The organism is Polaromonas sp. (genome assembly GCF_029945895.1).
Classification (GTDB): Bacteria; Pseudomonadota; Gammaproteobacteria; order Burkholderiales; family Burkholderiaceae_C; genus Polaromonas.
Map to the genome: position 1 here is coordinate 1 of NZ_JAQSDL010000064.1, position 23,867 is coordinate 23,867.

At 64.5% G+C, this 23,867-nt stretch carries 21 protein-coding genes; 12 read left to right on the forward strand and 9 right to left on the reverse strand.

Translation table 11 applies throughout. The features are described 5' to 3' along the window. Window positions 1-865: Hsp33 family molecular chaperone HslO (locus PSV33_RS07925; RefSeq protein ID WP_300560423.1), on the reverse strand; the 865-nt coding region annotated here is incomplete at its 3' end. Between the two features lie 159 nt (window positions 866-1,024). After that, window positions 1,025-1,549, reverse strand: a complete 525-nt coding sequence (locus PSV33_RS07930) for a gamma carbonic anhydrase family protein (protein WP_300560425.1) — start codon at window positions 1,547-1,549, stop codon at window positions 1,025-1,027. Between the two features lie 144 nt (window positions 1,550-1,693). Here PSV33_RS07930 and PSV33_RS07935 point away from each other — a divergent pair, with 144 nt between their 5' ends. Beyond that, window positions 1,694-2,509, forward strand: coding sequence for a ferritin-like domain-containing protein (locus PSV33_RS07935; protein WP_300560427.1), 816 nt, complete (start codon window positions 1,694-1,696; stop codon window positions 2,507-2,509). Between the two features lie 215 nt (window positions 2,510-2,724). Next, window positions 2,725-4,023: a class I SAM-dependent methyltransferase gene (locus PSV33_RS07940; RefSeq protein WP_300560429.1), complete on the forward strand. Its 1,299-nt coding sequence runs from the start codon at window positions 2,725-2,727 to the stop codon at window positions 4,021-4,023. Window positions 4,024-4,130: 107 nt separating this feature from the next. On the opposite strand, the gene PSV33_RS07945 is transcribed toward PSV33_RS07940, so the two are convergent. Further along, window positions 4,131-5,123 (reverse strand): tripartite tricarboxylate transporter substrate binding protein, encoded by a 993-nt coding sequence (locus PSV33_RS07945; protein ID WP_300560431.1) that lies wholly within the window; start codon window positions 5,121-5,123, stop codon window positions 4,131-4,133. Between the two features lie 145 nt (window positions 5,124-5,268). Further along, complete coding sequence (xerD, locus tag PSV33_RS07950; RefSeq protein ID WP_300560457.1) at window positions 5,269-6,162, reverse strand: site-specific tyrosine recombinase XerD; 894 nt, start codon at window positions 6,160-6,162, stop codon at window positions 5,269-5,271. A 260-nt stretch (window positions 6,163-6,422) separates the two neighbouring features. Here xerD and PSV33_RS07955 point away from each other — a divergent pair, with 260 nt between their 5' ends. The 3 genes from PSV33_RS07955 (at window position 6,423) to PSV33_RS07965 (ending at window position 9,950) form a co-directional block, all read left to right on the forward strand. After that, window positions 6,423-7,373: a TAXI family TRAP transporter solute-binding subunit gene (locus PSV33_RS07955; RefSeq protein ID WP_300560433.1), complete on the forward strand. Its 951-nt coding sequence runs from the start codon at window positions 6,423-6,425 to the stop codon at window positions 7,371-7,373. 109 nt (window positions 7,374-7,482) lie between these two features. Next, entirely contained in the window at window positions 7,483-9,519 is a 2,037-nt protein-coding gene (locus PSV33_RS07960) for a TRAP transporter permease (RefSeq protein WP_300560435.1), read from the forward strand. After that, the gene (locus PSV33_RS07965; protein WP_300560436.1) at window positions 9,516-9,950 is read left to right on the forward strand and encodes a DUF1850 domain-containing protein; all 435 of its coding nucleotides are present in this window, start codon (window positions 9,516-9,518) and stop codon (window positions 9,948-9,950) included. The genes PSV33_RS07960 and PSV33_RS07965 overlap by 4 nt, the downstream gene beginning before the upstream one ends. Before the next feature lie 100 nt (window positions 9,951-10,050). On the opposite strand, the gene PSV33_RS07970 is transcribed toward PSV33_RS07965, so the two are convergent. Next, window positions 10,051-11,025, reverse strand: coding sequence for a tripartite tricarboxylate transporter substrate binding protein BugE (locus tag PSV33_RS07970; protein ID WP_300512906.1), 975 nt, complete (start codon window positions 11,023-11,025; stop codon window positions 10,051-10,053). A gap of 112 nt (window positions 11,026-11,137) precedes the next feature. On the opposite strand from PSV33_RS07970, the gene PSV33_RS07975 reads away from it, so the two are divergent. After that, on the forward strand, window positions 11,138-12,043 hold the full coding sequence (locus PSV33_RS07975) for an AEC family transporter (RefSeq protein WP_300560438.1): 906 nt from the start codon (window positions 11,138-11,140) through the stop codon (window positions 12,041-12,043). Between the two features lie 66 nt (window positions 12,044-12,109). On the opposite strand, the gene PSV33_RS07980 is transcribed toward PSV33_RS07975, so the two are convergent. Genes PSV33_RS07980 through PSV33_RS07990 form a run of 3 tightly spaced genes read right to left on the reverse strand, consistent with a single transcriptional unit; the run spans window position 12,110 to window position 14,390 of the window. Continuing rightward, entirely contained in the window at window positions 12,110-12,949 is an 840-nt protein-coding gene (locus PSV33_RS07980; RefSeq protein WP_300560439.1) for an extracellular solute-binding protein, read from the reverse strand. After that, on the reverse strand, window positions 12,946-13,635 hold the full coding sequence (locus PSV33_RS07985; RefSeq protein WP_300560441.1) for a phosphate ABC transporter ATP-binding protein: 690 nt from the start codon (window positions 13,633-13,635) through the stop codon (window positions 12,946-12,948). Before PSV33_RS07985 ends, PSV33_RS07980 begins: the two co-directional genes overlap by 4 nt. Beyond that, window positions 13,632-14,390 carry an ABC transporter permease gene (locus tag PSV33_RS07990; protein ID WP_300560442.1) on the reverse strand — a complete coding sequence of 253 codons (759 nt, stop codon included), beginning with the start codon at window positions 14,388-14,390 and terminating at the stop codon, window positions 13,632-13,634. Before PSV33_RS07990 ends, PSV33_RS07985 begins: the two co-directional genes overlap by 4 nt. Before the next feature lie 137 nt (window positions 14,391-14,527). Here PSV33_RS07990 and PSV33_RS07995 point away from each other — a divergent pair, with 137 nt between their 5' ends. After that, window positions 14,528-15,637 carry a substrate-binding domain-containing protein gene (locus PSV33_RS07995; protein ID WP_300560444.1) on the forward strand — a complete coding sequence of 370 codons (1,110 nt, stop codon included), beginning with the start codon at window positions 14,528-14,530 and terminating at the stop codon, window positions 15,635-15,637. A 600-nt stretch (window positions 15,638-16,237) separates the two neighbouring features. On the opposite strand, the gene senA is transcribed toward PSV33_RS07995, so the two are convergent. Beyond that, window positions 16,238-17,536 (reverse strand): selenoneine synthase SenA, encoded by a 1,299-nt coding sequence (gene senA / locus PSV33_RS08000; RefSeq protein ID WP_300560446.1) that lies wholly within the window; start codon window positions 17,534-17,536, stop codon window positions 16,238-16,240. 279 nt (window positions 17,537-17,815) lie between these two features. Here senA and PSV33_RS08005 point away from each other — a divergent pair, with 279 nt between their 5' ends. The 5 genes from PSV33_RS08005 to PSV33_RS08025 form a co-directional block, all read left to right on the forward strand. Next, window positions 17,816-19,600 (forward strand): hypothetical protein, encoded by a 1,785-nt coding sequence (locus tag PSV33_RS08005; protein ID WP_300560448.1) that lies wholly within the window; start codon window positions 17,816-17,818, stop codon window positions 19,598-19,600. Between the two features lie 54 nt (window positions 19,601-19,654). After that, complete coding sequence (gene senB, locus PSV33_RS08010) at window positions 19,655-20,677, forward strand: selenoneine biosynthesis selenosugar synthase SenB (protein ID WP_300560449.1); 1,023 nt, start codon at window positions 19,655-19,657, stop codon at window positions 20,675-20,677. Further along, entirely contained in the window at window positions 20,674-21,747 is a 1,074-nt protein-coding gene (gene selD / locus PSV33_RS08015) for a selenide, water dikinase SelD (RefSeq protein ID WP_300560451.1), read from the forward strand. The genes senB and selD overlap by 4 nt, the downstream gene beginning before the upstream one ends. A 213-nt stretch (window positions 21,748-21,960) precedes the next feature. Further along, window positions 21,961-22,557: a TRAP transporter small permease subunit gene (locus PSV33_RS08020; protein WP_300560454.1), complete on the forward strand. Its 597-nt coding sequence runs from the start codon at window positions 21,961-21,963 to the stop codon at window positions 22,555-22,557. Window positions 22,558-22,571: 14 nt separating this feature from the next. Beyond that, the coding region (locus tag PSV33_RS08025) for a TRAP transporter large permease subunit (protein WP_300560456.1) at window positions 22,572-23,867 on the forward strand (1,296 nt) is incomplete at its 3' end.

Consider the following 23,867-nt stretch of genomic DNA (forward strand, 5'->3'; position numbering starts at 1 on the left):
CGCAGCCCACGTCGATGCGCCCCTGCTCGGCGATGATGCTTTCCACCTCGGCCGTGCCCAGGCTGCGCAGCATGCCGCTGACACGCTCCTGCGAGCAGCTGCAGGCAAAAGTCGGTGTGTTCGGCACAAACCGCGTGATTTTTTCTTCCCAGAACAGGCGGTGCATGATGGTGTCGGCGTCCAGACCGAGCAACTCCTCGCGCTTGAGTGTGCCGGCCAGCAGCGCGATGCGTTTGTAGTCCTCGTTGCGGCCGATTTCGTCTTCGTCGGCGCGTTGACCGCCCTGCAGGTTGCCCTGGCCCTGCACCGGCAGGCGCTGGATCAGCAGGCCGGCCGCGACATTGCCATCGGCCGCCAGGATCAGCCGGGTGTCGAGCTGCTCGCTTTGCAGCATGTAATGCTCCAGCACTTCGCTGAGTTTTTCGAGCTTTTCATGCTGGTCGCCAAACAGCGGCACCACGCCCTGGTAAGGCTGCTGGCCGGGCATCCGGTCTTTCGGGTCCAGCGTGATGGCGCAGCGGCCCTGGTTGCTGACGTTGACGAGACGGCTCAAGGTGTCGCCCGGCAGCACCTCACCGGTCACGGTGGCGGTGGCGCGCAGGCTCAGGTCAGGCTGGACTTCGGCCACGGCCAGCTTGACCGGGCCGTCCCCGAAGATCTGCAGGACCAGCGCCCCGTTGAACTTGATGTTGCCCTGCATCAGCGCGCCGGCCGCCGTCATCTCGCCGAGCAGCTGCAGGACTTCGGGCGGGTAACCGCCGCCGGCCTCGCGGCGTTTGAGGATCTCCTGCCAGGCATCGGTCAGGCGCACCAGCATGCCGCGTACCGGCAGGCCGTCGAAAATGAATTTATGCAGTTCTGACATCAGGCCCCCACGCTCCCCACTGCGTGTGGTTCGCTGCCCCCCGAGGGGGCGCTGCGCCTGCGGGCCGGCAAAGCCGGACCCGCGGCCCCGGTTTGAATGGGTGCGCTAACGCGAGCGCTCTGAATAAACTTTTGTGGTCGGGTCATGGTCTGGATGTGCTCAGTCGATCTTCTTCAGCCCGGTCTTGTAGCGCCGGGCATTCTCTACATAGTGCTGCGCGCTCATTTTTAAACCCTCGATCTGCTCGGGGCTCAGTTGCCGCACCGCCTTGGCCGGGCTGCCGAGAATCATGGAGCCGTCGGGAAACTCCTTGCCTTCGGTCACCAGCGAGCCGGCGCCGACCAGGCAGTTCTTGCCAATCTTTGCGCCGTTGAGCACCACGGCCTGGATGCCGATCAGCGACCCGTCGCCGATGGTGCAGCCGTGCAGCATGACCTGGTGGCCCACGGTGACGTTGTCGCCGATGGACAGCGGCATGCCCATGTCGGCATGCAGGACGCTGTTGTCCTGGATGTTGGAGCCCTTGCCCACGCGGATGGTTTCGGTGTCGCCGCGAATCACCACACCGAACCAGACACTGCTGCCCTCGGCCAGCGACACATTGCCCATGACCTGCGCGCTGTCGGCGACCCAGGCAGATTCATGAACGGCAGGAGTCAGGTCGTCGAGTTGGTAGAGGGCCATGGGTCTTTGTGAAGTCGGGGGAGAAGTAAGGGCCGCCTGGCGCGGCAGAGCGCGGCGGAAAGATCCCCAATTGTAGGCAGGCGCCCGCTCCCTGTCTTTGCCGGGCGCCGCCCGCATGCCGCGCGCATCGCCGACAATCCAGCCATGACGGCGACACCCGCACCCCCCGAACTGCGCCAACAGGCCCTGCACGCGCTGATGGAAGCCGATCCACAGCAAAAAGTGCTGCTGGCCCAATCCCTGTGGGCGCAGGCAGCTACTCTTTCGATAGCGAATCAAAGCCCCATGGAGGCACCCACCGGCCTCCCCGGCCAACCGGCGCGGCCGGAACTGCGCTCCCACCTCGACGTGCCCAAACGTTCTCCCTTCACGCCGCAGGGGCTGGCCGCCCTGCTGCACGCGGTGACACACATCGAGTTCAACGCGATCAACCTCGCGCTCGACGCCGCCTGGCGCTTTGACGGCATGCCGCCCGCCTATTACCTCGACTGGCTGAAAGTCGCCGCCGAGGAGGCGTACCACTTCAGCCTGCTGCGCGAGCAGCTGCAAACCCTGGGTTTTGACTACGGCGACTTTCCCGCCCACACCGGCCTCTGGGACATGACCGAAAAAACTGCGAACGACGTGCTCGCGCGCATGGCGCTGGTGCCGCGCACGCTGGAAGCCCGGGGACTGGACGCCACCCCCGCGATGCAGGCCAAACTGCGCCGCGTCGGCAGCCCAGCCGCACTGCGCGCGGTGGTCATCCTGGACATCATCCTGCGCGACGAAATTGGCCATGTTGCCATCGGCAACCACTGGTACCGGCATCTGTGCAGCGAGCGGGGGCTGGACCCGATCAGCATCTACGCGGAGCTGGCCGCACGCTACGGTGCGCCCCGGCTCAAGGGGCCGTTCAATCTGGGCGCACGGCGGGCTGCCGGGTTTGATGAGGATGAGCTGGCTCTGCTAGGCACCTGACGCTCAGGGCGAGCCCACTACCGCTGGTTAAAACAATAGAAGTAAAACCGCGCTCCAGCAGGATGGCGAATTGGCAACAATCCGTTTTTTCCTACACGCAAAACCCTGAACTTCACGCATAGTCGGGGTTGCCAATGGGTCGATGGCAAACCGGTCGCAGCAGCCCCGGCACTCTTCATTCAGACCCGCTTGAATGCAAGAACAGGAGTGCGCCCATGATCCGGCATCTCGTCCCCCATCTCGAATCCCGGCTGGTCGGCTTGCCGGCCCCGGTGTCCGTGCAACTTCCCGAGGGGCAAGTGCTTGGCGCGGTGGATGCGCCGGTCAAGATGAGTTTTTCCCATTGGTCCAGCCTGACGCGCCTGCGTGGCGGCCAGATCGGCGCGCTTGCCGAGGAGTATGTCGAAGGCAAACTCAAGATTGAGGGCCGCATGCGCGATGTGATGGAGGTGGCGGCCAGCCTGTTGCCGTCCAGCCCGGTACACAGTGACACCGGCTGGTGGACCGGCCTGCAGCGCCAGATCAGGGCGCTGCGGGCCCATACGCTGGAAAAAGACGCCGAGCAGATCCAGTTTCACTACGATGTCTCGGACGACTTCTACGCCCTGTGGCTGGACCCGCGCCGCGTTTATTCCTGCGCCTACTACCGGGACAACAGCATGAACCTGGCCCAGGCCCAGGAAGCCAAGCTTGACCACATCTGCCGCAAACTCATGCTGCAGCCCGGCGAACGTTTTCTCGATATCGGGGCGGGCTGGGGCGGCCTGCTGCTGTGGGCCGCCGAACATTACGGCGTGGACGCCACCGGCATCACGCTGTCAAAAAACCAGCACGCCCATGTGCAGCGCCAGATCGCGGACAAGGGGCTGCAGGGCCGGGTCCGGATGGAGCTGTGCGACTACCGCCACCTCGACGAAAGCCGGCCCTTTGACAAGATCTCGTCGGTGGGCATGTTCGAACATGTGGGCCGACCCAACATGACGGCGTACTTCAGCAAGATCCGGCGCCTGCTGGCACCGGGCGGGCTGGTCCTGAACCACGGCATCACTGCCGGCGGGCCCGACAACGACCAGCTCGGCGCGGGCATGGGCGACTTCATCGAGAAATACATTTTCCCCGGCGGGCAATTGCTGCACGTCAGCGACGTGCTCAACCACTTGGCGCGCGGCGGGCTGGAGATGGTCGATACCGAAAACCTGCGGCCACACTATGCGCGCACGCTGTGGGACTGGTCCGATGCCCTGGAAGCCCGGTTGGAGGCAGCGCAGCAGGTGTTGGCCGCTGGCCGCGGCGGCAGTGCGCTCGGCGAAAAGACCCTGCGCGCCTACCGCCTCTACCTGGCTGGCAGCGCCATGAGTTTCGAGCAGGGCTGGCTCTCGCTGCACCAGATGCTGGCGACACGGCCGCAGGCTGACCTGCCAGACGAAAAAATCAGGGGTGCCCGGGGCCTGTACCCCTTCCGCCGAGACTACATGTATGCGCGGCCAGCCACCGCGGGCAGCGCGCCAGGCTGAACGGACAGGGTGCGGAAACTATCGAAAAAATTGATTAAATCGGTCGCTAGCCCTTGTGTAACGGGCGCAACCAGCTATTGAATCCATAGCAATCCACACCTCGCAGTTCAGTCACCCTTGATCTGCGCCGCCTTGATGATGCGGGCGTTGTTGTCCGACTCCTGCGCAATCTGACGCGAAAACTCTGCAGCGCTGCCGCCCGTCGGCACATTGTCGGCCGCCAGCAGGCGCTGGCGCAATTCGGGCGTCTTCAGGGCCAGGTTGATTTCGGTGTTCAGGCGCAACAGCACGGCCTCGGGTGTTTTTCCGGGCGCAAACACGCCGAACAGCGAGCTCAGGTTGGCCGGCGCAAAGCCGAGTTCGGCAAAGGTCGGCACCTGCGGCAAGGCCTCCACGCGTGCCGGTGCGCCGACGGCCAGCGGTCGCAGCTTGCCGGACTGGATGTGCGGCATCACCGCGCTGCTGAGGTTGGTGGTGATCACCTCAAACTGCCCGCTCAGCGCGTCCGTCAGTTGCTGGCCGCCGCCTTTGTAGGGAATGTGGGTGAAGCCGGCTTTCGCGCCCTGCTGGACCTGCTCGAGCACGATGTGGCCGACCGTGGCCAGGCCCGAGGTGGACCAGCGAATGCTGCCGGGACTGGCTTTGGCGGCGGCCAGCATGTCCTTGAAGTTCTTGCCGGCAAAAGCAGAGGTGGCCAGCAACACCACCGGCGAGTACATCACGCTGGCCACCGGGGCAATGTCCCGGGCCGGGTCATAAGGCAGCTTGCCCAGGTGCGGATTCAGCGCCAGCGGGCTGATCGAGGAAAAGCCGATGGTGTAGCCGTCCGGCGCAGCCTTGGCCACCACGTCCATGCCTATGCTGCCGCCCGCGCCGGCCCGGTTTTCCACCAGCACCGGTGTGCCCAGCTGCGCAGCCAGCTTGTCGCCCAGCGCCCGCGCGATGTTGTCGCTCAGGCCACCCGGCGGGTAAGCCACCACGATGCGGATCGGGCGTGCCGGCCAGACGGCCTGCGCGATTGATAACGAGGGGAGTGCGGCGGCGCACAGCGCAAGCAAAGGCAGCGCCAGCAGGCGGCGGCGTGAGGGGGTCGAAGACATGAAATTTCCCAGGGTGAACGTGACCCTATTTTGCCCCGCAAAATACTGCCCCCACGCTCGCGCACTGCGTGTCGCGCCCTGCCCCCGACGGGGCGCTGCGCCTGCGGCCCCTGCCTGACCAGATCACAGCGGGGTGCACGGGTGTTCAGCCCCGCGGGTGATGCACAGAATGCAGGGCTTTGAGGCGCTCGCGCGCCACATGGGTGTAGATGGTGGTGGTGGAGATGTCGGCGTGGCCCAGCAACATCTGCACGGCGCGCAGATCGGCGCCGTGGTTGAGCAGGTGGGTGGCAAAGGCGTGGCGCAGGGTGTGCGGGGACAGCGGCGAGGTGATGCCGGCGCGCAGCGCATGTTTTTTCACCAGAATCCAGAACATCACGCGGCTCATGCCACTGCCGCGGCCGGTGACAAACAGGTCGTCGGTCTGCTGTCCGCCCAGAATGGCGGGGCGCGCTTCGGCGAGGTAGTGCTCGATCGCCTGCCGCGCGACCTGGCCGAAGGGCACCAGCCGCTCCTTGCTGCCCTTGCCCATGACGCGCAACACACCCTCGTTCATGCCGACATGAAAGGTCTTGAGCCCGACCAGCTCGCTCACGCGCAGGCCGCTGGCGTACATCAGCTCCAGCATGGCGCGGTCGCGCAGGCCCAGCGGTGTGTCGCTGTCGGGCGCAGCCAGCAGCAACTCGACCTGGGCTTCCGACATGAGCTTGGGCACACGCAGGGCCTGTTTGGCCGACTGCAATTTCAGGGTCGGGTCGGCGTTGATGAAACGTTCACGCAGGGCCCAGCGGAAGTAACGCTTGAACACCGTCAGCCGCCGGTTGGCCGAGGTCGCCTTGGTCTGCGCGTGGCGCACGCCGAAGTAGGCACTCAGATCGGCCTCGCTGGTGTCGTTGAGCGCCTTGCCGCGACCGGCCAGCCATTGCGAGAACAGCACCAGATCGCGGCGATAGGCCTGCAACGTGTTGCGCGACAGGCCATCCTCCAGCCACAAGGCATCGGCAAACCCATCAGCGCAGGCTGCGCTTGCGCTCAACAACAGCAAAGCGGCGGGACCAGCCGGCTCGCAGATCTGGCGCGTAGCGCTTGAAGCCAATCCATCACCTCGCAAATCAGTTGTACAGACACAGGAAGCTAACACATGCCCCTGCAAATGGAGATACGCCGGCCGCCCAGCACCACGACGCTGCACCGACAAAGCGATCACGCCTCGGGTTTGCCCTTATGCGTTATCCACAAGTGCCGTGCGCGGACCTTGGGTTTAGGATAAGGTCACTGGTTTTTTGAAGGAGTTCCATCATGCAACGTCGTTCCCTGCTCGCCCTCTCCGCATTGGGTCTGGTCCCTGGTGCAGTGTTTTCACAGCAGCAACAGTTCATCAACATCCTCACTGGCGGCCAAAGCGGCGTGTATTACCCGCTTGGCGTGGCCCTTTCCCAGATCTACGCCAAGGCCATCCCCAACGTCAGGGCCACGGCCCAGGTCACCAAGGCTTCGGCCGAAAACCTCAACCTCTTGCAGGCCGGTCGCGGTGAACTCGCGCTGGCGCTGGCCGACTCCGTCTCCGATGCCTGGAAAGGCAATGCCGAAGCCGGTTTTCCCAAAAAGCTCGACAAGCTGCGCGGCCTGTCCGCCACCTACAGCAACTACGTCCAGATCGTGGCAAATGCCGACGCAGGCATCAAGACGCTGGCCGACCTCAAGGGCAAACGCATTTCGGTCGGTGCCGCCAAATCGGGGACCGAGCTCAATGCACGCGCCGTCTTCAAGGCAGCCAGCCTGAGCTATAGCGACCTGGCCAAGGTCGAATACCTGCCGTTCGGCGAGTCGGTGGAGCTCATCAAGAACCGCCAGCTCGACGCAACCCTTCAATCCGCCGGGCTGGGCGTGGCCTCCATCCGCGATCTGGCCACGTCGGTCAAGATCATCGTGGTGCCTGTGCCTGCCGATGTGATCGCCAAAATCGGCGATGAAGCCTACCAGGTGGCCGTGATTCCAGCCAACACCTATGCCGGTCAGACCTCAGATGTGGCCACGGCGGCCATCCCCAACTTCCTGGTGACCCATTCCGGCGTGTCGGACGAGCTGGCTTATCAGATGGCCAAGACCATGTACGAAAACATTGACACGCTTTATGCCGCCCACAACGCCGCCAAGGTGATCAAGCGCGAAAACGCCTTGAAGGGCATGCCGGTACCGGTCCACCCGGGCGCCGCCCGTTACTACAAGGAAGTCGGCCTGATCAAGTAAGCCCGGCCCCGAGCCAGCTGGTCGTCAGCTGGTCGCCAGTTCCGAACGGCCCCGACAAAATTGGGGCCGTTTCAGTTTTCAGTTTTACTTCCTGCCCTGGGGAATTTTCATGAGTGACACCCACACCAGCCACGACCAGCCGCTGCGCGGCGCGATTTTCTGGATCGCCCTCGCCTTTTCCAGCTTCCAGCTCTGGACCGCGGCCTTCAGTCCCTTGTCCAGCCAGGTCGTACGCGCCGTTCACGTGGGCTTTGTGCTGCTGATGGTGTTTGTCCTGCGCCCGGGCTTTCGGGCGAACGGTCAAGGCCAGCCCGCGCTGGGATGGGTGCTGGGCCTGACCGGTTTTGCGTTCAGTTTTTACCACTGGATTTTCGAAGCCGACCTCACCTTGCGCGCGGGCGACCTGACCAGCGCCGACTGGGTCATAGGCACGGTCACCATCGTGCTGGTGTTCGAAGCAGCCCGCCGCATGATGGGCTGGGGCTTGCCGCTGATCTGCGGCATCTTCCTGGCTTATGGCATATTCGGCCAGTATTTGCCGGGAGTCATGGCACACCGCGGCTTCGGACTGGACCAGATCGTCAGCACGCTCGGCTTCGGCACCGAAGGGATCTACGGCACGCCCACCTACGTGTCGTCGAGCTACATTTTCCTGTTCATCCTGTTCGGCGCCTTCCTGGAACAGGCCGGCATGATCAAACTGTTCAACGACTTCGCCATGGGCACGGTGGGCCACACCCGGGGAGGGCCGGCCAAAGTCGCGGTGATTTCATCCGGATTGATGGGCACCATCAATGGCTCAGGCGTGGCCAATGTCGTCACCACCGGCCAGTTCACGATTCCCCTGATGAAACGCTTCGGCTACAGCCCGGCGTTTGCCGGTGGCGTGGAGGCCACCTCCAGCATGGGCGGCCAGATCATGCCGCCAGTGATGGGTGCCGTTGCCTTCATCATGTCGGAAACCATCAACGTCCCCTACATCGAGATCTGCAAGGCCGCGCTGATCCCCGCCATTCTTTACTTCATCACCGCGTTCTGGATGGTGCATCTGGAGGCCGGTCGCAAAGGCCTGCTGGGCCTGAGCAAGGAGGAATGCCCCAACCCCTGGACGGCGGTGCGTGAGCGCTGGTATCTGCTGCTGCCCCTGGTGGGACTGGTGGGCCTGCTGTTCTCGGGTTACACGCCGCTGTTTTCGGGCACGGTTGGTCTCGGGCTGACCGTGATCCTCATTTTCGGCGCCGCCGTGATCAGCGGCGTCAAGGGTCTGCCGCTGCGCGGGCTGTTCTGGGTACTGCTGGGTTTTGCCTGCGCCGGTTTTTTCCAGTTCGGCGTCGGTACCTTCTTTGTGCTCGCCGCCCTGCTGGTCGCACTGAGCTACATCCGGCGTACGGGCGCCGATGCGCGCCGGCTGGCGCTGCAAGCGCTGGTTGATGGCGCCCGCCATGCATTGCCTGTGGCCATCGCCTGCGCGCTGGTGGGCGTGATCATCGGCGTGATCAACCTGACCGGCGTGGCCGCCGAGCTGGGCGGCCACATCATCGCCATCGGCGAAAAAAGCCTGTTCCTGGCGCTGCTGCTGACCATGGTGACCTGCCTGGTGCTGGGCATGGGCATCCCGACCATTCCCAACTACATCATCACCAGTTCACTGGCCGCGCCCGTGCTGCTGCAGCTCGGGGTGCCGCTGATCGTCTCGCACATGTTCGTGTTTTATTTCGGCATCATGGCCGACCTCACGCCGCCGGTGGCACTGGCAGCTTTTGCGGCCGCCCCGATCGCCCGCGAATCCGGGCTGAAGATCAGCCTGCAGGCGGTGCGCGTGGCCATCGCCGGCTTCATTGTTCCCTTCATGGCGGTTTACACGCCGGCCCTGATGTTGCAGGGCGGTGACTGGACCGACACGGGTTATGTGGTGTTCAAGGCCCTGGTGGCCATTGCCATGTGGGGCGCAGGCGCGATCGGCTTTCTGGTCGGGCCGCTGAACTGGGTGGAACGCGTGGTGGCCATCGTCGCGGCCAGCTTTCTGGTTGCGGCACTGCCGATGACGGACGAGATCGGCCTGGCCGCCGTTGCCGCCTTCATTGTCTGGCACGTCTGGCGCACGCGCCAGCTGCGTGGTGCAGGCGCGAGCCCGGGCATGCGATGAGCGTCGGACTGGCAGGGGTCTGCCTGGTGCTGGCGACGGCCACAGGCGGCAGCGCTGGCCCTGCGGTTTTTGTGCCGGTGCACAGCTTCACGCTGGCCTGGACTCATTCCATTGAAAAAGTACGCTGGGAAGAAGACTACGTCGTGCGGCCCGGCGAAACACCGGGGGCAGCGCCCCGGCTCGAAGCCACAGCGGCGCGGGTGCACGGCTCAGGCGCCGGCATGGAGCCGCCGCCGGACGCCCGCCTCAAGCGGGGCTGGTACGAATACACGCCGACGTTGCACCATCCCGCCGAGTTGCGGCTGACGCGTTCGGGCTTCACGCCGGACTACGACTGGTGCACCGGAGGCCGCTGCCGCCCCCTGTCCGACTTGCTGCCCTCTCAGGGGGGAGTGACCGTGCTGACCGCGTGCCAGCCGGCTTCATCCTGACGCCGCGATTGGGTGGGAACGGAGCATGGCCCAAAAAAAAGCCCCGTCAGGCGCAGCCTGCGGGGCGTAGAGGACAGGCTGCAGGACAGCCGGTCACACCTTACTCGAGCGAGAGCTTGCTGTTGACGACCACCTTCTTGTAGACCTCGTACTCGGCCTTGATCTGGGCGGTGAACTGCTCCGGCGTGTTGCCAACGATGATGGAGCCGGTGTCCTCGATACGCTTGCGCACCGCCGGGTCCTGCAGGGCCTTGAGCGTGGCCGCACTGACCTTGTCGACCACCTCTTTCGGCAGGCCCTTGGGGCCGAGAATGCCGTAGTACGCCATGCGGTTGACCGGCTCCAGACCGACTTCCTTGAAGGTCGGCACATCCGGCAGGACGGCCAGACGCTGCGGTGCGGCCACCACGATGGGAATCAGGCGTTTTTGCTGGATGAAGGGCAATGCCGAGGGGATGTTGTCAAAAATGATCTGCACCTGGCCGGCCACCGTGTCGTTCAGAGCCGGGCCTGCGCCGCGGTAGGGAATGTGGGTGATGAAGGCGCCGCTCAGGCTCTTGAACAACTCGGTCTGCAGGTGGCCGATGCCACCCGTACCCGACGATGAGTAGGAATATTTGCCCGGGTTCTTCTTGATTTCGGCGATGAACTCCTTGTAGTTGCGCGCCGGAAAGCTCGGATGCACCGCGATGATGTTGGGCGTGGCCGCAATGTTGATGATGGGCGTGAAGTCCGTCAGCGGGTTGTACGGGATCTTGGTGTTGATGGCCGGGTTGGCCGCCGTGGTGGACACTGTCGCCATGCCCAGCGAGTAACCGTCCGGCGCAGAACGCACGGTTTCCAGCGCGCCGACAACCCCGCCGCCGCCGGCCTTGTTCTCGACGATCACGGTTTGCCCCAGGGCCTTGCCCAGCGGCTCGGCGATCACACGCGCGACGATGTCGGTGGTGCCGCCCGGCGCAAAAGGCACCTGCAGCTTGATGACCTTGTTCGGGTAGGACTGGGCCAGGGCAGGGCCAGCCGCGGCTGTGGCCAGCGTCAGTGCAGAAAGGGTGAGCAGGTAACGGCGTTGCATGGAGGAAGTCCTTTAAAAAATCGACAGGGGCTATCGTAATCGCAAGCATCGGGCCACCCGTTGTGGATTACGCATAGGGGCAAACCCGGCCCCGCTGGGTTATTCTCGACGGGTGAACTATGCCCAACTGCTTTTCCCCGATTTCTCCCTGATCCTGTGCGGCTACCTGGTATGCCGTTACACCGCCCTGAACCGCACGGTGTGGCAGCAGGTGGAAAGCCTGGTGTATTACTTCCTGTTCCCGGTCCTGCTGTTCCAGTCCATTGTCAAAAGCCCGCTGGACCTGGGCGCCGCGTCCAGCCTCATAGCGGCCGGACTCAGCATGGGGGTGCTGGGTATCGCCCTGGCCTATTCGTTGCCCTACCTGCCCTGGCTGGGAGCGCACATTGACAGGCGGGAACACGCGGCCAGCGCGCAGGTGGCCTTCCGTTTCAACTCCTTCATCGGGCTGGCGCTGGCCGAACGGCTGGCCGGCGCTGAAGGCCTGCTGCTGATTGCTGTGCTGATTGGCGTCTGCGTGCCGCTGTTCAACGTCGGCGCGGTCTGGCCGATGGCGCGCCATGCCAACAGCGGCTTCCTGACGGCGCTGGTGCGCAATCCCCTGATCATCGCCACCGCCACGGGCCTGGCCGCCAACCTGGCGGGCTTCCAGATTCCGCTCTGGCTGGAACCCACCGTGAGCCGTATCGGTGCCGCCTCACTGGCGCTGGGCCTGATGGCCGCCGGCGCCGGCATGCAGTTCGGCCAGCTCGCCAAGGCCAAAACCCTGGCGGTGTCGCTGCTGGCCATCCGCCACCTGCTGATTCCGCTGCTTGCGCTGGGCCTGGCCTGGGTGTTTCGCCTGTCGCCGGTACAGACCACCGTGCTGCTGGCGTTTTCGGCCCTGCCCACCGCCTCGAGCTGTTATGTGCTGGCGGCGCGCATGGGTTACGACGGCGCCTACGTGGCCGGCCTGGTCACCCTGTCGACCCTGCTGGGCATGGTCAGCCTGCCGTTTGCGCTTGGCCTGTTGAGGTAGCCCCCACGGTCGCGGACTGATTTACCGTTCGTCCTGAGCCTGTGGGAGGATGCCTCCCAGTCCCGCTCATTGCCGCGGGGCGTTGGGGAAGAACAGCTGCTCGCCGCCTATCTTGTAGCTGGCAATCGCTGCCTGACCGGCCGGCGAGATCACCCAGTCCACGAATTTCTGCGCCTCGGCCGCCTTGACTTTCGGGTGTTTGGCGGGGTTGACCACCATCACGCCATACTGGTTGAACAGGCGTGTATCGCCTTCCACCAGCACCACCAGATCGGCGCGGTTCTTGAACGCCAGCCAGGTGCCGCGGTCGGCCATCACGTAGGCGCCCGCGCTGGCAGCGATGTTCAGCGCCGGACCCATGCCGCAGCCGCAGGCCTTGTAGCCGGCAAACTGCGGGTTGTCGACGCCGGCGCTTTTCCAGTAGCGCAGCTCGGCCGCATGGGTGCCGCTCTTGTCTCCGCGAGAAACAAAGGTGGCGTTGGTGGCACTGATTTTTTTCAGTGCTTCAACAATGTCCTTGCCTTTGGTTTTTGCCGGATCGGCAGCAGGGCCAATCAGCACGAAGTCGTTGTACATCACCGGGTAGCGTTTGATCGCAAAACCTTCGGCGATGACTTTTTCCTCGGCTACCTGGTCGTGTACGAACAGCACGTCGGCATCGCCGCGGCGGCCCATGTCGATGGCCTGGCCGGTGCCCAGGGCCACCACCTTGATATCAATGCCGCTGGCCTGCTTGAAGGCCGGCAGCAGCGTGCTGAACAGGCCCGACTGCTCGGTCGAGGTCGTCGAGGCCATCACGAGGGTATTTTGCTGTGCTATGGAAACAGTAGCTGCCAGCGCAATGGGTACAAGGGCTGCAAGCCGAAAACACTTGAACATGCGGGACAGGGCGGGGGTGGTTTTCATACAAGTTCTCCTTTGATAAACATCTCGGCTTCCTGCGGCAGGGGACCGTTGAAAAAATCATGGGTGGGCCGGTCCGCCAGCAGCCGGCCGTGCTCGAGGTAGATCACGCGGCTGGCCAGGCGCTTGACCTGGCCCAGGTTGTGGCTGCTGAAAACCAGCGTCATGCCGGCGTCGGCAAACTCGGTCATCAGGGCCTCTACGTCGCGTTTGGCACCGGGGTCCAGGCTGGAGGTGGGCTCGTCGAGCAGCAGGACCTGGGGCTGCAAGGCCCAGGCGCGCGCCAGCGCCAGCCGCTGCTGCTGCCCGCCTGACAGGGCCTTGGCATTGCGGTGAGCCACGCCCGCCAGCCCGACACGCGCCAGCGCCTGAAGCGCCTGGCTCTGGGCCTTTTTCCAGGGCACGGCCTTGAGCCAAAGGCCCAGTGCCACGTTGTTGATGGCACTGGCACGCAGCATGTAGGGCCGCTGGAACAGCATGGCCTGGCGCGCCGATGCGTCTGAAAATACCGTGCCTCGCGTCGGCGGGACCAACCCGTGCAGCGTTCTGAGCAGCGTGCTTTTGCCACTGCCGTTGGCACCCACCAGGGCCACCCGTTCACCGGCGTGGATGCTGAGCCCGCACCCGGCCAGCGCGCGGGTCTGGCCGAAGTGCACATCCACCGCTTTGAGTTCGAACAGCGCGCTCATGATTTCATGGCTCCAGCCTCGGGAACCAGCAGCTGGGGCGTCTGGGGCATGCCGTCATCGAGTCGCTCGCGCCAGCGACGCACCAGCGCGATCAGCACATTGAGCAGCAGCACCAAGGCCAGCAGCAGCAGGCCCAGCGCCAGGGCCAGCGGCAGGTCGCCCTTGCTGGTTTCCAGCGCAATCGCGGTGGTCATGACACGCGTGAAGCCGTCGATGTTGCCGCCCACCACCATCACCGCGCCGACTTCGGAGATGGCCCGGCCGAAGGCGGCGATCAGCACGGTGAGCAGCGCATAACGCTCGTCCCACAACAGCAGCAGGCTGCGCATGCCCTTGCCCGCGCCCAGCGACTGGAACTGCTCGCCATGCAGGCGGTCGGCGTCTTCAATCGTCTGGCGCACCAGCGCCGTCACCACCGGCAGCACGAGCACCGCCTGCGCCAGCACCATGGCCTGGAAGGAAAACAGCCAGCCGAGAAAACCCAGCGGGCCAGAGCGTGACAGCAGCAGATAAACCACCAGCCCGACCACCACCGACGGCAGGGCCAGCAGCGTGTTGAGCACGGTCAGGAGGATGCCGCGGCCGCGAAAGCGCGCCACACCCAGCCAGGCCCCGAGCAGCAGCCCCGCACTGCAGGCGATCGCACAGGCGCAGGCGCTGACCGCCAGCGACCGCAAAACGATGCTCGCCAGCAGGGGATCCATGGAAACAATGAGCGAGAACGCGGTGCCGACGCTGTCCGAGAAGGTGTTCATGCAGGAAAAAAGTTGTGACCTTATCGTAGAAGCGAAGGCCGTGGGCCGCCATCGGGAATCACGAGCTATGAAGCAAGTTGCATAGGAAAGACCCGCCTGGCCTTGCGCCCATAATCAGCACACCCTCCCGTCACCCCATGCACAAAGTCGAACTCTCCTACCTGCTGACGCCCGAACGCAGCAAGGCCACGCTGATCCGCAACCCGCTGATGGACCTGCTGCAGGCCGTGCGAGAGCAGGGTTCCATTTCGAAAGCAGCGCGCGCGCTCGATTTGTCCTACCGTCACGTCTGGGGGGCGCTGAAAAAGTGGGAGCTGACCCTGGAGCGGCCGCTGATCGTCTGGGACAAGGGCCAGCGCGCCCAGCTCACCGAATTTGGCGAAAAACTGCTGTGGGCCGAGCGCCAGGCCCAGGCCCGGCTGGCGCCGCAGATCGAGGCGCTGCGCGGCGACATCGAGCGCGCTTTCTCCACCGCCTTTGACGATGAGGCCCATGTGCTCACGCTGTATGCCAGCCACGACACCGCGCTGAGTGCACTGCGCGAACGGACTGCTGCGCGCGGCCTGCACCTGGACATCCGCTTCATGGGCAGCGTGGACGCGATTGCGGCGCTCAACGCCGGGCGCTGCATGATGGCCGGTTTTCACACCCTGGAGCAGCCCGGCAACAAGTCGGAGGCGGCGCAGACTTACCGCAGCCTGCTCAAGCCCGGCCAGCACAAGCTGATCGGTTTCGCGCATCGCCAGCAGGGACTGATGGTGGCGAAGAACAACCCGCTGGCCATCACCGGCATCGCCGACCTGAAGCGCCCGGGCATCCGTTATGTCAACCGCGCGGCCGGTACCGGCACGCGGGTGCTGCTCGACGAGCTGCTGGCGCAGGCCGGCCTGAACGCGAACGGCATCGAGGGCTACAACACGCAGGAACCCTCCCACAGCGCGGTCGCGCAGGCCATCGCCAGCGGCGCCTTCGACGCCGGCCTGGGCATCGAGGCCGCCGCGCGCGACAAAGACCTCGGCTTTGTACCGCTGGTCCAGGAGCGTTACCACCTGGTCTGCCTGAAGTCCGAACTGCCGCAGCCACAGGTGCAGGCCCTGCTCAAGGAGTTGCAGAGCAGCGACTGGCAGACGACGCTGGCCGGACTGCCCGGCTACAGCGGCGAGCACGCGCAGAGCGGCAAGGTGCTGTCACTGCGGGCCATGTTGCCTTGGTGGAATTACCGGAAAGCCAAGACTTCGCGCTCTTGAAGAGAATTTCTGGTTCCAGCCCTTGGTGCGTGTGCGTTGGTTGCTACTTGATTCATAGCAAACTCCGGAGTTTCTCCAGCCTGCGGGACTGCCTGCTGGCCGGGTCTCGCCCCGGCGGGCGACTCACTTTCTCTTGCTTCGCCAAGAGAAAGTAAGCAAAGAGAAGGCGACCCGATGGTCTGGGTCCCTCCGCTTCGCTACGGGCAACCTGCGGTGCTCGCCGAAATCGGGGTCGAGCTCGAACTCGCTGCGCTCAGACAATCGCTCGACCTGATCCGCTTTCGGCTGTGCTCCTCGGCCCAGCCCGACGGGTGGGGAAGCGAAGAAAATACCGAACTCCGAATTCGGGGAGACCTGACGCGCGTAGCGCGTCATGGCGGACTCAAGCGGCCGTGATGTTTGCACGCGGTTGCAGCACACGCTGCCAAATGAAGTCCCCCTCCATCGCCCAGCGGGGCGAGGGAGGGGCTAGAGGTGGGAGTGGGGAGTCCATCCTACTGTCCAAGGCAGACCGCAGGCGCAGCGTGACGCCGGATTTAGCATGAAATGCGCCTCCAGCCCTTACACAGCAAGCGCTACCAGCTATAAAACCAATAGCAACTACAAGGCGCAAGAACGAAACCCGCAAAAGATATCGTCGCGCCCCGGCAAATAAAAATTGCGGTACTTCGGCGATTTCATGCGGGCGCGGGTCGCGAAAGAGCCGCCACGCAGCACCTTGTGCGTGCCGAACCAGGGCTGCGAATAATCGGCGTAGGGATGCGGCTCGAAACCCGGAAAAGGCCGGAAGGTGCTGCCCGTCCACTCCCACACATCACCCCAGCGGAAACCGCGGCGCGCGGCGGTGTGCGCCGCCACCTCCCACTCAACCTCGGCTGGCAGGCGGCGCCCGGCCCAGCGGCACCAGGCGTCGGCTTCCCACCAGCTCATGTGCATGGCCGGCTGGTTGCCCAGCATGCGCATCGGCTTGCCGAAACGGGTCTGCATCACCGCCCCGCTGGCCACACCGATCTGCTCGACATAACGCGGGCCGCGCCGGCCCTCACGGGTCGCGGTGGCCTGCAGCCAGTTCCAGCCTTCGGCCTGCCAGAACGCGGGCTGGTCATAACCGCCGTCATCGACAAATTCGACAAACTGGGCCCAGCTCACCGGCTGGGCGTCGATCTCGAACTCGGGCACGCTGACCGCGTGTTGACCCAGCTCGTTGTCGAACACGAACCCCGGCGCCGCGGCGCTGCCGAGTTTCCAGGCGGTGGCCGGCACCAGCAGCGGCTCGCGCAGGGTCATGGTGGGCGGCGTGAAGGCCTGCAGCAGTGCCTTGTCCAGTCCCAGGCCCAGTGTCTGCGCGGTGTAGCTCAGGGCTTCGGCGTGCATGTCCTCGTGGAACAGGCAGAGGCGGAAAAAATAGAGCGCATCGTCGTCCTCGTTGGTCTTTTCCAGCAGCTCCAGCGTGCTCTCCAGCGTGTCGAGTAAATAGGCACGGCAACTGGTGACCGGGGGTAGGTCCAGCGTCCAGCGCTGGTGGTGCGGCACGTGGGCAGAGTCCCACCAGCGGTCGGCACCCGGTTCGATGGAGGCCAGCCGTGCGTGGGCTGGGTCGCAGCGGACGCCCCGCGCGCGCTGCATGTTGCGCCCTGTCCACCACTCCTGAAACCAGCCGATATGCCCGAGCTCCCAGAGCGGCGGATTGAGGACCGTCAGCTCGGGCACCACAAAGTTGACGGACTCCAGCGCCTGCTGATACTGGCCAAACAGGTGCAGGGTATGGTTGCGTGCATCCATCAGGGCCAGCGACAGGGCGTCCCGTCCGGCACCGCGCATCAGGGGCGAGTCAATCAGGCCAGCCTCGTGGGCAGCGAAGGAATGGGGCGATGAAGGGGGTAGCGGGTCTGAAGCCAAAACCGTCGTCCTGGTAAGCCGGCTGCAGCATGCCAACCCTGGCAAGTGGCGCACCGCGCATGGAGGGAGCCCAGAATAGCAGACACCGGCTGGAGAAGACCCGTGATCAACCAGCCAGCCCGCTTGGGCGACCGGTGGTCACTTCGCCATCCCCTGAGCGCCACCAAATCGGCTCAGCCGGGATAGACTGCGATAGTTTTTCTAGCCAGGCCCGCAGGTTGGCTGGCCGCCTCCGTGGCTTTCGAGTGTGAACACCCTCCATCAACCGGTCCGCCATTTATGCCTTCCAACGAGCTGAATGCCTCCCCCGAAGATCTCGACCTGAGCATCATGGACATGAGCCCGCTGGCCTGGGTCCTCGATGAGCTGGGCAAATCACTGGACAGCTCGAACAAGGCGCTCAAACGTTTTGTGCGGGAAGCCGAGGTGGCGCAGGGCTCCGAGCTTGCGGCACTCGACGCGAGCCAGTTGCGCATTGCGCGCCAGCAGCTGCACCAGGCGGTGGGTGCACTGGAAATGGTTGGCATGAGTGCGCCGGCACTGCTGCTGCGGGCGATGGAGGCCGCGGTGCAGAAGTTTTTGCAGGCGCCCGGTCAATGCACCCAGGAGGCCGCCAACAAGGTCGAACTGGCCGGGTTCGCCCTGAGCGCCTACCTCGAAGATGTGCTGGCGGGCAAACCGGCCTCGGCCGTGTCACTGTTTCCGCAGTATCGGGATATCCAGGGCCTGGTCGGGGCAGACCGCATCCATCCGGCGGATCTCTGGGCGTTTGAGTGGCGCTGGATGGAGCCGGAGCTGGCGTCCGCCGTTGACCCCCTGCCCTACGGCGATGCCAGCCGGGAACTGCTGGACCGATGGACATTGAGACTGGTCCGCAACAGCCATCCAAAGGCGGCTCAACAGCTCAGTGACATGTGCCTGGGCTTCGCGCAAGCGGAAACCGACCCTGAGCCGAGAGCCTTCTGGAAAATGGCTGCCGGCTTTTTTGAAGCCCTGGCCCAGGGACTGCTGCAAGTTGACGTGTATGCCAAGAGAGCCATTTTGCGCATCCTGCTGCAGTATGCGGCCCTGGCACGGGGCACCGCCCATGCGTCAGACAGGCTGGCACAGGATCTGCTGTTTCTCTGCACCCAGGCGGTGCCCAAGCGCCCCATGGATGCCCCGGTGCTGTCGGCGGTGCGTGCGGCGTATGGCCTGGACCGCTTTCAGCCCATCGACTACGAGGCCATCCAGTTCGGGCGTTTTGCCCCGGCGCTGATCGCCCAGGCCCGCAAGCGGGTCAGCTCGGCCAGGGACACCTGGTCCTGGGTGAGTTCGGGCGACCTCACCCGGTTCAAGATCATGAACGACCAGTTCAGCCTGGTGACGGATTCCCTGGTCAAGTTGCACCCGCCCAGCGAGCCGCTGGCGCGCGTGCTGGCGCGGGTGATCGACACGACCGCACGCTCAGGCCAGGCGCCCGGCCCCGAGCTGGCGCTGGAAGTGGCGACGGCCGTGCTGTACCTCGAAGCTGCGTTTGACGATCTCGATCCCAGCGACCCCCAGCTGACGACGCGCGCCGCCCGGCTCGCCGAACGGCTGGCCGCGGCCCAGGCCGGCGGGCCATCGCAGCCCCTGGAGCCCTGGATGGAAGAGCTTTACCGGCGTGTGAGTGACAAACAAACCACGGCGACCCTGGTGGCTGAGCTGCGGCTGACGCTCGGCAAGCTTGAAAAATCACTGGACGATTTTTCCCGCGGTCCCCAGAACCGTGCGGTGTTGAGTGCGGTGCCCGGGCAACTGGCCCAGATGCGCGGCGTGCTTGCCCTGCTGGGGCTGGACCAGGCCGCGCTGGCGGTGGTGCACATGGGCGAACTTGTCGACCACCTGCTGCTGGCCAATGGCGACGAAGCACAGCCGCCCGCGGCCGGGACGTTTGACTGCCTCGGCAACAACCTCGGCGCCCTGAGCTTCCTGATTGACATGCTCAACTACCAGCCTGCACTGGCCAAAAAAGTGTTTGTGTATGACCCTGTCAAGGGCGAGCTCAAGGCCGACCGGAATATCGAAGGCGGGCCGGCCTGAGGCCTGTTAACCTTGGTACGGAGAGCCCTCCGGCTCACGAAAACAAGGTGATTCATGGGTAGCGTGCTTGAAGCAAAAACCGTGGTTCTGGTCAGCCCGGCACTGGCCGATGCCAACAACGGCAACTGGCACACCGCCAGACGCTGGGCGCAATGCCTGGCCGGCCACTGTGACACCCGCCTGCTGGCGCAGTGGCCGCCCTCTGGCCCTCCGGCGCCGGCCGATGTCCTGATTGCCCTGCATGCACGCCGCTCGGCGGCTTCCATCGCCGCCTGGGCGCGGCAGTGCCCCGGCAAACCGCTGATTGTCATTTTGACGGGTACCGACCTGTACCGCGACATCCTTGCGGACGCCACCGCGCAACAATCGCTCGCGCTGGCCACCCACCTGGTGGTGCTGCAGGAAGCCGGCCTGCAGGCACTGCCCGCGGCACGGCGCCACAAGGCCCGCGTGATTTACCAGTCGGCCCGCGTCCTGAAGCCAGGCCTCAAACCGGTGCGGCACTTTCGCGCCCTGATGGTCGGCCACCTGCGGGATGAAAAAGACCCGCTGACCTGGCTGCGGGCGGCAGCGCGGCTGAGCCCGGGGCCCTCAAGCCCGACCGTTCGCTGGTTGTTCGACCACATAGGAAACGCCCTCGCTCCGGATCTCGCGCAGGCCGCGCGGGCGGCGCAGGCCGCCATCCCCGGCTACCGCTGGCTGGGCGGCCTGCCGCAGGCACAGACCCGCCAGCACATCAAGCAGGCGCATGTGCTGGTCAACAGCTCGCGCATGGAAGGCGGCGCCCAGGTCATCCTGCAGGCCGTCCAGTCCGGCACACCGGTGCTGGCATCAAGGATCAGCGGCAACATCGGCATGCTGGGTGCCGCGTATGAGGGCTATTTTCCCGTCGGTGACGACGCGGCCCTGGCGGCGCTCCTGCTGCGCTGCGCGACGGACGCAGACTTTCTGGTCCTGCTCGAAAAACAATGCCGCGAACGCGCCCACCTGTTCGATCCCGAGGCAGAAAAGCGCCTTGTCTTAAACTTGATGCTCAGCGCATTGTCTGCCGCCCCGCCCAGGAAACCTTTCCCATGAACGCACCCACCCCACTCACAGCCGCCGCCCCTCCCCGCCTGACCAGCCTGTCCCATGGCGGTGGCTGCGGCTGCAAGATCGCCCCAGGCGTGCTCAGTGAAATTCTCAAGAATTCCAGCAACATGCCTGGCCTCAACATCCCGCCGCAACTGCTGGTCGGTATTGAAACGGCGGACGATGCTGCGGTCTACCAGCTCAATGACGAGCAGGCACTGATTGCCACCACCGACTTCTTCATGCCCATCGTGGACGACCCCTACGACTTCGGCCGCATCGCAGCGACCAACGCGATCAGCGATGTCTACGCGATGGGCGGCACACCCATCATGGCACTGGGACTCGTGGGCATGCCGATCAACGTGCTGCCGCTGGAAACCATAGGCGCCATCCTGCGCGGCGGCCAGGATGTCTGCCGCGACGCCGGCATTCCGATTGCCGGCGGCCACACGATTGATTCGGTCGAGCCGATCTACGGCCTGGTGGTGATGGGCCTGGTCCATCCTTCGCGGGTCAAGAAAAATTCGGGCGCCCGTGCGGGCGATGTGCTGATCCTGGGCAAGCCGCTGGGTGTCGGCATCCTGTCGGCCGCGCTCAAGAAAGAAGCGCTCGACGCCCAGGGGTATGCCCGCATGATCGCCGTCACCACCCAGCTCAACAAGCCGGGCATCGCCCTGGCGAAAATGGAGGGCGTCCATGCCCTGACCGACATCACCGGCTTCGGACTGCTCGGCCACGGGCTGGAACTGGCGCGCGGCGCCAACTTGAAGATGGAGTTGCAGATGGACAGCATCCCGCTGCTGCCCGGCGTGCTGGACCTGGCGGGGCGGGGCATGGTTACCGGCGCCTCCGGCCGCAACTGGGCAGCCTATGGCCATGAAGTGCTGCTGCCGGCAGGGCTGGGTGCAGCGCAGCAGGCCCTGCTGTCCGATCCGCAAACCAGCGGCGGGCTGCTGGTGTCCTGCTTGCCGGAGATCGCCGACGAGGTTCTGGCCTGCTTCCACAGCCAGGGGTTTTCAGACGCCCGCGTCATAGGCCGCATGAGCGAGGGCAGCGGCGTGCAGGTGCTCTGAACCCCACTCCACCCCGAGACGCACTCCTTTGGGGTCGAATCGGGGCGCACCGAACACCCGGCGCTACGGGATAACACCGTCACGAAGCTGTCAGCTTGGCTTCTATAGTCCTCTATAGAATCCGATCCGCGCCAACCAGTATCCGGCACGCCTTCCACCCGAAGGCCTGCCGGATGATTTTTATGCGTGGGTTCTTTTTTCCTGGAGACAAAAATGCGCGCCTTACTGAAGTTTTCCAATGCTGTGGACTGGGTCAATGCCCAGATCGGCAAATACGTGATCTGGCTGATCCTTGCCTCCACCGTCATCAGCGCGGTCAATGCCGTGGTCCGCAAGGTGTTCAACATGAGCTCGAACGCCTACCTCGAGGTGCAGTGGTACCTGTTTGCGGCAGCTTTCCTGCTCGCTGCGGGGTACACGCTGCTTCACGGCGAACACGTCAAGATCGATGTGCTGTCGAGCAAACTGTCCAAACGCGGGCAGATCTGGATCGACATCATCGGTTTTTCTGTTTTCCTGACGCCCGTGTGCCTGACCATCCTGTTTTTTGGCATCCCGTTTTTCCTGCAGGGCTTTCGCTCCGGGGAAATCTCGGGCAACGCCGGCGGGTTGATCCGCTGGCCGGTGTACGCCATGATCCCGCTGGGCTTCACCTTGCTGCTGCTGCAGGGCTGGTCCGAGCTGATCAAGCGCATCGCCTTTCTGAAGGGCCTGATTGAAGACCCCACCGTCAAGAAAGTCGAAAAGACAGCCGAAGAAGAGCTGGCTGAGGCGATCCGTCGCCTCGCCGAGTCCAGAACCGCCGGCTGAGCAGGAACATCATCATGGAATTTTTTATCGCCAACCTCGCCCCCATCATGTTCGTGGGGCTGATCATCTTCCTGCTGATGGGTTTTCCCGTGGCTTTCAGCCTGGGCGCCTGCGGCCTGTTTTTCGGCTTTGTCGGCGTCGAACTCGGCGTGTTGCCCGAGGCCCTGCTGCAAGCGCTGCCGCTGCGGCTGTTCGGCATCATGCAGAACGACACCTTGCTGGCCATTCCGTTTTTCACGCTGATGGGCCTGGTGCTGGAGCGCAGCGGCATGGCCGAGGACCTGCTGGACACCATTGGCCAGCTGTTTGGCCCGTTGCGCGGCGGCCTGGCCATCGCGGTGATCCTGGTGGGTGCCCTGCTGGCTGCCACCACCGGCGTGGTGGCAGCCTCGGTGATCTCCATGGGCCTGATTTCCCTGCCCATCATGTTGCGTTACGGCTATGACCGGCGTATCGCCGCCGGCGCCATCGCTGCATCAGGAACGCTGGCCCAGATCATCCCGCCCTCACTGGTCCTGATCATCCTGGCCGACCAGCTGGGCCGCAGTGTCGGTGACATGTACAAGGGCGCATTCGTTCCCGGCTTCGTGCTGACCGCCATGTACCTCGGCTACGTCGTTCTGCTGGCCTTCATCAAACCGCAATGGGTGCCCGCCCTGCCTGCGGAAGCGCGCACCATCCGCGAGGACAACGGAAAGGCCGGCCTGCTGTCCTTGCTGCTGCTGACCATCGTCTCCACGGGCAGCGCCATCTTTCTGGCAAAACACTATGCCGACGTGCTGAGCTGGTGGCATGGCCAACCGGTCACTTCCGTGGCACTCGATGAAACCATTGTGGTGTCCATGTGTTTCGGTGTGTTGCTGGCATTCGTCATTGCCGTGATCAACAAGGTGACCCGTCTGGGGCTGCTCTCACGCATGGCCGAGCGCGTGACTTTTGTGCTGATCCCGCCGCTGCTGCTGATCTTCCTGGTGCTGGGCACGATTTTCCTTGGCATCGCGACACCCACCGAAGGGGGCGCGATGGGCGCCATGGGCGCCCTGATCATGGCGTTTGCGCGCCGCCGCATGAGTTTTTCGTTGCTCAAGCAGGCACTCAACACCACCACCAAGCTGTCCTGTTTTGTGGTCTTCATCCTGATCGGTTCGACCATTTTCAGCCTGGTGTTCCAGGGGGTGGACGGACCAAAATGGGTCGAGCACCTGCTCAGCGGCCTGCCCGGCGGCCAGGTCGGCTTCCTGATCGTGGTCAACGCGCTGATCTTCTTCCTGGCCTTCTTCCTGGACTTCTTCGAGCTGTCCTTCATCGTG